This is a genomic window from Streptomyces sp. W16, assembly GCF_033194735.1.
Classification (GTDB): Bacteria; Actinomycetota; Actinomycetes; order Streptomycetales; family Streptomycetaceae; genus Streptomyces.
The window spans coordinates 25,271-34,258 of sequence record NZ_JAWOAI010000035.1 but is presented as its reverse complement, the minus strand read 5'-3'; the positions used below and the strand labels follow the sequence as shown (position 1 = coordinate 34,258).

General features: G+C 71.9%; 4 protein-coding genes and 1 pseudogene. 3 read left to right on the top strand and 2 right to left on the bottom strand.

From position 1 onward, the window contains the following. Both R6V09_RS07395 and R6V09_RS07390 read left to right on the top strand, forming a co-directional pair. Positions 1-705, top strand: a pseudogene (locus R6V09_RS07395) (flotillin family protein); the annotation flags it as partial. 166 nt (positions 706-871) lie between these two features. After that, the gene (locus R6V09_RS07390) at positions 872-5,611 is read left to right on the top strand and encodes a DNA repair ATPase (protein ID WP_317880529.1); all 4,740 of its coding nucleotides are present in this window, start codon (positions 872-874) and stop codon (positions 5,609-5,611) included. On the opposite strand, the gene R6V09_RS07385 is transcribed toward R6V09_RS07390, so the two are convergent. Together R6V09_RS07385 and R6V09_RS07380 are read right to left on the bottom strand one after the other, a co-directional pair. Then, on the bottom strand, positions 5,586-5,966 hold the full coding sequence (locus tag R6V09_RS07385; protein WP_317880528.1) for a hypothetical protein: 381 nt from the start codon (positions 5,964-5,966) through the stop codon (positions 5,586-5,588). The genes R6V09_RS07390 and R6V09_RS07385 overlap by 26 nt on opposite strands. Positions 5,967-6,151: 185 nt before the next feature. After that, positions 6,152-7,480, bottom strand: coding sequence for a helix-turn-helix domain-containing protein (locus tag R6V09_RS07380; protein WP_442809991.1), 1,329 nt, complete (start codon positions 7,478-7,480; stop codon positions 6,152-6,154). Positions 7,481-7,683: 203 nt separating this feature from the next. On the opposite strand from R6V09_RS07380, the gene R6V09_RS07375 reads away from it, so the two are divergent. Beyond that, a complete protein-coding gene (locus R6V09_RS07375; protein ID WP_317880527.1) occupies positions 7,684-8,436 on the top strand; it encodes a DUF4232 domain-containing protein in 753 nt (250 codons plus the stop codon). The last annotated feature ends 552 nt before the right edge of the window (positions 8,437-8,988 follow it).

The following is an 8,988-nucleotide window of genomic DNA, read 5'->3' as shown; positions in this document are numbered from 1 at the left end:
CTGCGCGCGGAGGCGGAAGGCACCGAGGCCCGGCTGCGGGCGGAGGCCGAGGGCACCCGGGCCAAGGCCCTCGCGGAGGCCGAGGGTACGCAGGCGAAGGTGCTCGCGGAAGCCGAGGGCGTACGGGCGAACGCGCTCGCGGAAGCCACCGGTATCGGCGAGAAGCTCAAGGCCGAGGCCGAGGGGCTCACCGAGAAGGCCGCCGCGATGGCCGCCCTCGACGACGCCTCGCGCGGCCACGAGGAGTACCGGCTGCGGTTGCAGGCCGAGAAGGAGATCCGGCTGGCCGGGCTCGATGTGCAGCGGCAGGTCGCGGAAGCGCAGGCCACGGTCCTCGCGACCGGGCTGGAGAACGCCGACATCGACATCGTCGGCGGCGACACGGTCTTCTTCGACCGGCTGATGTCGTCGATCTCGTTCGGCCGCAGCGTCGACGGCTTCGTCCGGAACTCCGAGACGGCACAGGCGTTGGCGCGTCCCTGGCTGGACGGCACGTCGAACATCGCCGACGACCTCGGGCGGGTGCTCGGTTCGGTCTCCACGGCCGACGTGCAGAACCTCACCGTGTCCGCACTGCTGATGAAGCTGATGCGGACGGACCCGGCGAACTCCGGTCAGCTACGACAACTGCTCGACAGGGCCGGTGAGTTGGGCCTCGCGGACACCTCGCTGACCGCGCTCAACGGCCATCCGGCGAAGGCCTGACACCCGGCGAAGGCCTGACACCCGGCGAAGGCCTGACACCCGGCCAAGGCCTGACACCTGGCCGGGGTCGAGGCCCGGCCCCACAGACGGTCCGGAACTGCCGCACAGGGGAGGGCAGTTCCGGACCCACCCACCCCCGATCACCGCGAGATCCTGAGAGGGACCCATGACCACCGGCCTGGACACCGGCACCTACGAGGTCCTGCGCGACCGCCTCGCCGCACAGGCCGCCGAACTCGCCCGCCGAGCGGAGGCGCTCAACACCCGCCGCACCGAGGAGTTCGGCTCGACCCGGCTGGAACTCACCGGCACCGGACGCCTGACCACCGGGCACCCGGCCACGCCGAGGGACCTCGTCGCCGTAGGGGACGCGCTGCTCTTCGGCCATCAGGTCACCCCGGGTGTCACCCGGGAGACGGCGGTGGCCGACGTCCTCGCCCTGTACGACCGGCACGACCTGCGCAGGCTGCCCGAGGACGCCGTACCCGGACTCCTCGACGACCCGGACTTCGTACGGGAGTTCACCGCCCTGCACCGCTACTACCGGCAGGCCCGCCTCCTCCAACTCCACTGTGTCGACGGCAAGTTGCTGGCCGTCTTCCGCACCGGAGAGAAGGCCGACGACATCCGGGTACTGCGCTGGGCACTCACGGACGACGGCCGGGCGGCGAGCTTCCTGGACGCGCACGGCGAGCGCGACCACGTCTTCCCGCCGCCGTGCGACTTCGAGTGGACGGGGACGGGGCGCGAGGACCTCGTCCCCGGCCGGCATCCGCATGTGCGGATCCAGGACGGGCTGTACGTCGACACGCTGGGCGGCACCCTCACCGTGAAGGTGGAGGACAACACCGAGACGGGGGAGGGGATTTACTCCGAACCGGTGGACGAGCCGCTGCAGTCGCCGGCCGACGCGGAGATCGCGTACGCGCGGGTGGGCGCGCTGGTGCTCATGGACATCCGCCCTTACAAGGAGGACGTCCACCGCTACCTGGTCTTCAACACGCTGACCAAGGGGGTCGTACGGCTCGACGGGATCGGGCGGTCGTGTCAGCGGCTGCCGGAGGAGCAGGGGATCGTGTTCCCGGGCGGGTACTGCCTGGCCACGGGGGAGTGCAAGACCTTCGAAACGGCCACCGACGGGCTGGAGTTGGATCGGATCGTCCGCTCACCCAACGGGGAGGACGTGCTGTTCGGGTACCGGGCGCGCGGGTCGGGGCGGAGCCTGCTGCTGCCGTACAACATGATCCGCAAGGAGGTCGTGGCGCCGCTGCCCGGTCAGGGGTGGGCGCTCTTCGACGACGGCACGCTGATGGTGCTGGGTGCGGTGGGAGCGGGGGAGGCAGCCCGGGTTCATCCGGTGCGGATCTGGCGTACCCCGTACGTGTCCGACACTCATGCCGCCGCCCAACTCACCGGCTCCGGGCCGCTGTTCCGGGTCGGGAACGCCGATCTCGTGCGCGGGATCTCCGATTGTCTGTCTCTCACGGGGGCTGTCGCGGGGATGGAGCCGACGGCGGAGGTGTACGAGGCGCTGGTCGCCGCGTGTGTCCGGGCGGGCGACACTCATCACTGGCTGGGGGATGCCGAACTCGGTGATCTGCGGGGCCCGTTGGAGGAGGTGCGGGGTACGGCGGAACAGGTCCTGGCCGAGTTCGAGACGGTCCGGACTCTCACCGGCCGGGCCGCCGACGCCCTTGCCGACGCGACGGCCCAGCTCGCCTCCCTCGTCCGGCGGTTGCGGGGCGAGGCGCCCCGGGACGCGGCGGGCTGGGTCACCGGGCTCACCGAACTCCGGCGTGCGCAGGGGCGTTTGCTGACGTTGAAGCAGATGCGGTACGCGGACACCGCTCGGATCGAGGAGTCGGCGGCCGAAGTCGAGGCGGATCTCGGGGCGTTCGGGCAGCGGGCGGTGTCGTTCCTGGCCCGCGAGGATTCGTTCGCCGGGCACCATGAGCTGATCGACGCCCTGGTCGGAGAGGCCGGGGCGCTGGCCAAGGTCGCCGAGTCGGCCCCGGTCGCGGCCCGCCTGGACGAACTCACCGAAGGGCTGCGGACGGTGACCGAGGTGGTCGCCGGACTCGACATCGGTGACGCCACGGTCCGTACGTCGATCCTGGAGCGGGTCGCCGAGGTGCTGGGCGGCGTCAACCGGGCCCGCGCCACGCTGGACGCCCGGCGCGCGGAACTCCGGGACCGGGAGGGCCGCGCGGAGTTCGCGGCCGAGTTCGCGCTGCTGGCCCAGTCGGTGACGGGAGCGCTCGCGGACGCGGCGACCCCGGAGGCCTGTGACACCCAACTCGCCCTGCTGCTGGTGCGGTTGGAGAACCTGGAGGCCCGCTTCGCGGACTTCGACGACTTCCTCGCCGAACTGGACGGCAAACGCACCGAGATCCACGAGACCCTCTCCGCCCGCAGACAGACCCTGGTCGACGAACGCGCCCGCAGGGCCGAGCAGTTGACGCGGTCGGCGGTCCGGGTGCTGGAGACCGTGGGGCGGCGGGCGGTCACGCTCGCCGACGCCGACGCGGTGAACACCTACTTCGCCTCCGACCCGATGGTGGCGAGGATCCGCCGCACCGCCGGTCAACTGCGCGAACTGGGCGACCCGACAAGGGCGGAGGAGCTGACGGGCCGGCTCACGGCAGCCCACGCGGAGGCGGTCCGCGCCCTGCGCGACCGCGCCGACCTCTCCACGGACGGCGGCCGGACCCTCCGTCTCGGCCGCCAGCGCTTCGCCGTGCACACCGAGCCCCTCGACCTCACCCTGGTCCCCGCCGGCGAGGGCCTGGCCTTCGCTCTCACCGGCACGGACTACCGATCCCCGGTCAGGGACCCGGAGTTCGCGGCCACCCGCCCGTTCTGGGACCGCCCGCTGCCCTCCGAGTCACCGCGGGTCTACCGCGCGGAACACCTCGCCGCCCGCCTCCTCGACGAACACGGCGCGCAGTCCCTCGCCCAGGAACCCGACCTCACGGCCCTGGTCCGCCGGGCCGCGCAGGAGTCGTACGACGAAGGCTACGAGCGCGGTGTGCACGACCACGACGCGACCGCGATCCTGATGGCCCTGCTCCGCCGGTACGAGGACGCGGGCCTGCTGCGTCACGAACCGGGCGCCCGGGCAAGCGCGTTGCTCTTCTGGACACACGCCGCGAGTCCGCGGGCGCGCGAGAACTGGACCCGGCGAGCGAGGTCGCTGGCCCGGGCCCGCGACCTGTTCGGGCCCACCCCGGCCGACGCCGAACTCCGCGCGGAACTCGCCGGGGAACTGGGCGGCAAGCCCGCCGCGGCCTACCTCCTCGACGAACTCACCACCGCCCCCGAGGGCTTCGTGATCAGCGTGGGCGCCCGCACCCTGCTCGACAAGTTCCGCCGCGCGGTGGGCAGTTCGGCCTACGACGACGATCTGGTCGCCCTCGACGGCGATCTGCCCGCGCGCCGTCAACTGGTGGACGCGTGGCTGACGGCGTACACGACAGCGTCCGGGACGCGGGTCGACCCGGGGGACCTGGCGGAGGCGGTGGCGGCCGAACTCTGCCCCGGCACACCGCGCTACGAGTCGGACGCCCGGCTGACCGAGACGGTCGGCGGACTGCTGGGCAGCCATCCCCGCGTCGTCGCGGGCGAGTTGCGGCTCAGGGTCGATGAACTCCTCGCCCGCACCCACGAGTTCCGTACCCGGGAAGTCCCCTCCTACCGCGCGTACCAGCGCCGCCGTACCGCCCTCGTGGCGGCGGAACGCGCCCGGCTACGCCTCGACGAGTACCGTCCGCGCGTCCTGTCGTCCTTCGTCCGGGGCCGGCTCGTCGACGAGGTGTATCTCCCGCTGATCGGCGACAACCTGGCCCGGCAGCTCGGCACGGCGGGGGAGGACGGAACCACCGGCACCGGCGGTCTGGTCCTGCTGATCTCCCCGCCGGGCTACGGCAAGACGACCCTGATGGAGTACGTCGCCGACCGTCTCGGGCTGGTCCTGGTCAAGGTCGGCGGCCCGGCCCTCGGGCACGGTGTCACCTCCCTCGACCCGGCCGAGGCGCCGAACGCGACTGCCCGACAGGAGGTGGAGAAGGTCAACTTCGCGCTCGCGGCGGGCAGCAACGTGCTGCTCCACCTGGACGACATCCAGCACACGTCACCCGAACTCCTGCAGAAATTCATCCCGTTGTGCGATGCGACGCGGCGGGTGGAAGGCGTGTGGGAAGGAGAGCCGCGCACCTACGACCTGAGGGGCAAGCGGTTCGCCGTCTGTATGACCGGCAACCCGTACACCGGGTCCGGCAGCCGGTTCCGGGTGCCCGACATGCTGGCCAACCGTGCCGACGTCTGGAACCTCGGCGACGTACTGACCGGCAAGGAGGCGCTGTTCGCCCTGAGTTTCATCGAGAACGCGCTGACCTCCAACCCGGTGCTGGCCCCGCTCGCCGGCCGCGACCGGGACGACCTGGACCTGCTGATCCGGCTGGCCCGGGGCGACGCGACGGCCCGCGCGGACCGCCTCTCCTACTCCTGCGACCCCGCTGAACTCGACCGTGTCGTCGCCGTGTTGAGGCATCTGCTCGCCGCCCGGGACACGGTTCTCGCGGTCAACGCCGCGTACATGGCGTCGGCGGCGACCACGGAAGCGGGCCGCACCGAGCCGCCGTTCCGGCTCCAGGGGTCGTACCGCACCATGAACCGGATCGCCCGGCGCATCGAACCGGTGATGAACTCCCGTGAACTGGCGGCGGTGTTGGACGACCACTACACGGCCGAGGCACAGACCCTGGCGACGGAGGCGGAGGCGAACCTGCTGAAACTGGCCGAGCTGCGCGGCACACTGACCGCCGAACAGGCGGCACGCTGGGGCGAGTTGAAGGCGGCGTACGCGCGAGAGAGCCGAAATCCTAGAGCTGGAGCAGGCGTTGGGTGATCTCGCGGTACTGGCGCAGCGCGTGCCGGAGCTCGTCCGACTGGGACGTGAGGTCCGCCGGTTCCGCGGGATCCGTGGGGACCGCGGTGTCCTGGTCGGCCCAGGCTGCGCGGAGGAGGTCCCGGCGGGCCGCGAGGGCGGTCACCAGCTGGGCGGTGGCCTCGTCGTAGGCGCTCTCCGCCTCCTCCAGGGCGTCGTGCGGGGTGTCGGCGAAGGTGTTGAGAGCGTGCCGCAGGCGCTGGAGGACCTTCTCCCGCTCGGCCGACGGGAGCAGTGGCTCCGGGCCCGGCGCGCGGCGTTCGGTGGGGGTCCGGTTCTGGCCCGCGGGCTGCTGGGCGCGTGTCTGGTCGTACATCAGGATGCCGCTTCCGTTCCGCCTGAAGGCGTTGGTACCTCGTCGGTCTTCTCGACGGCCTGTTCCAGGCTCCCGGAGACCCGGTCGGTCGTACCCTTCAACGACTGCGCAGTGCTGCCAGTCAACGTCCGGCGACGGTCGGTGTCAACGCGGGGGTCCGGCGGGCCGGCCCGCCGGACCGCGGCTCAGTCGGCCTGGTGGGGCACCCACTCGCTGTCGTCCAGCGAGTAGCCGTACTGCGGACGTCCGCTCATGCCGCTGGTGCGGAACGGCTTCCCCTGGTCGTCGATGCGCAGCACGCCGTTGCGGGTGCCGCTGGACCACGCCAGCTCCAGATACCAGCGCACATCGTGGGAGGCCGCGGCGGCCGTGATGTACAGGACCTCGGGCTGGCTCTCGCTCACCTTGTACGGCAGACCCGTCTGCCCGGACTTCGGCGTGACCGCCGGGCGGACCGAGTCCAGCCCGATGTCGAAGGAGTGCGTGGGCACCCCGCCGCCGCAGCCGACCCCGATGTACCCCATCTCGTACACGTTCCAGGCCGGCGGCGCGGCGCTGCCGACGACCCGGACGTTCAGGGACTGCAGCACCACGGTGTCCTGACCGGTGCCCTGCACGGTGAGTTCGAGGTACTGGCTGTCGGCGGACACGGCACCCAGCGCGCTCACCCAGCTCGGCGCGTCCTGCTCGGTCGGCGGCGGCGGCACCTTGGCCGCGTCCCGGTCGACCAGATACGTCTGGCTGCACGGGCTCTCCCAGGCATACGGCCGGGTCGTCACCGTCAGCGGAACGGCCGCCGCCACGTCCGCGGCCCCGCCGGACTTCGCGCTCGCGGAGGCCGACGCCCCGCTCTTCGCCGTAGCGGACCCGGAGGGACTCGCGCTGCCGGAGGGCGAGGTCGACGCGGACGGCGAGGAGGCCGACTTCCCGGACGCGGACGAGGAGGGGGTGCCGCGCTCGGTCGAGGTCACGGAGCCGGCCTCCTGCTTCCGGTCGCCGCCGCCGTCGCCGGACATCAGCCGGGGGACGAGCGCGGTGGCCGCGAGCACCACGGCCACCGCGGCGGCGGCGAAGAGGGCGGTACGGCGGCGGTTGCGCGGGGCGGGCGCCGGTACGGCGGGTTCGTGTGCGGGGGAGGCGAGGTCTGCTTCAGGGGTGGGAGCGGTGGTCGCCTCCGTGACGGTGGTCGCTTCTGTGACCGCGGTGGTCGCTTCCGTGGCTGGTGCTGTGGCCGTGGCCGTCGCGGCGGACTTCCGCTCGCGCTGGCGGGCCCCGTCGGCCAGGATCCACCGGCGGTGGGCCTCGACGAGCTCGTCCGGGGTCGCCTTGCAGAGCCGGGCGAACCGCTCCACGGGGGCGTACTCGGTGGGTACCGCGTCGCCGTTGCAGTAGCGGTGCAGCGTCGACGTGCTCATGTGCAGCCGCTTCGCGAGCACGCCGTAGCTCAGCCCCGAACGGTCCTTGAGCTCCCGTATCAGTGCCGCGAAATCGGCCGTCTCGTCCACCACTGCCACCCAGCCTCCATTCCAGTCCAGCGTTCCAGGGAAGTCCTGTTCCCCCAGGTAAGAGCCGGTGCGAACGTTCCAGGTTCCCGTAACTCCCGGCTGCCGTGGCGGGTGGGACGGAAAGCGGCACAAGCTGCGGTCATCAAAGCACGCCGCCCGCCGACCGGTTGGACGGCGGGCAACCTCCCGCCTCTCCGAAAGGGATCACACCCATGTCCGCGTTCACCGCCCGTCCCCGTACCCGCCTCTTCGCCGCCGCGACCGTCGCACTCGCCGCGCTCTCGCTCACCGCCTGCAACGACAAGCTGGGAGTACAGGACGCAGGCGCGGTCTCCCCGAACTCCTCCTCGGTGACGACCTCGGCACCGTCGGGGACAGGGACCGGCCAGAGCGGCGGCAGCACCTCGGGCGGCTCCTCCACGGGCGGTTCCTCGACCAGCGGCGGCAGCACGTCGGGCGGCGGCAAGACGAGCGGCGGCTCGGGCTCGACCTCCGGTTCGGGCTCCAGCTCGGGCTCCGGTTCGAGCAGCTCCACGAAGAGCGTCACCTGCAGCGGCGCCAACACCAAGGTGACCGCGCAGCCGGTCAGCCGCCCCATCAACCACATGCTGCTCACCGTCACCAACACCGGCTCCAAGGCCTGCGACCTCTACTACTACCCGGCCGTCAACTTCGACGACGCCCAGTCCGTGCCGCCGGTGATCAAGGACTCCCAGCCGCAGGCCGTGACCACGCTCGCCCCGGGCCAGTCGGGCTACGCCGGCGTCGCCCTCTCCGGGGGAGAAGACGGCAGCGGCGGCAACGGCCGTACCGCCAAGTCCCTCTCCGTCTACTTCTTCGACCGCAACAACAACAGCATCAGCCCGGCCGCGACCCCCACCCTCCCCACCAAGGGCGTCTACATCGACGACTCGCTGCGGGTGACGTACTGGCTGACCAGCGCGCAGGACGCTTTGACTTACTGAGAAGCGGGGGTGCGGGGGTGCGGGGTGGCGGAGGGCCGGTACTGGATGTGGATTCAGTACCGGCCCCCCGCCGAACCGTCGTCGCCCTCACCTGATCGTCCCCGCGCCGCGCGGACGCTGTGTAGAAGGGCCCTGCCGTCACCGAAGCAGGGCAGCAGGAACAGGGCGTGGGCGAGGTACCACCAGGCCAGGAACCGGAGGCTGTGGTGCGGCCGGTTTCGAGTCGTATACGTGCGGTGCCGGCCGTTGATCGGGTCGGGTCTGCCCTACGAAGCGATCGTCGGCCTGCTCCTCCAACTGGCCCGGGACCAGGTGGTCAGCAGCCCAGCCGCTTCCGTCGGGCGCCGAACCTCACCGGTCAAGGCGTCGTCCGCTCCGCGCCCGAGGTGCTGTCCGCGATGGTGCCCGGGCTGGGAGCGCTGTTCACCCTGGGCAAAGAGGCCGCGCAGGCGTACCTCGCCTCGGGAACGATGCCGTTCGACAGCCTGTTGCCTTTCCAGTACGGAGCAACGGCCCAGCCGAGACCGACCGCACGGATGGCGAACGCGGTGC

Excerpts from the sequence above, each read along its gene's own strand:
- R6V09_RS07390 (WP_317880529.1), top strand. The coding sequence starts at position 872 with ATGACCACCGGCCTGGACACCGGCACCTACGAGGTCCTGCGCGACCGC.
- R6V09_RS07385 (WP_317880528.1), bottom strand. The coding sequence starts at position 5,966 with ATGTACGACCAGACACGCGCCCAGCAGCCCGCGGGCCAGAACCGGACC.
- R6V09_RS07375 (WP_317880527.1), top strand. The coding sequence starts at position 7,684 with ATGTCCGCGTTCACCGCCCGTCCCCGTACCCGCCTCTTCGCCGCCGCG.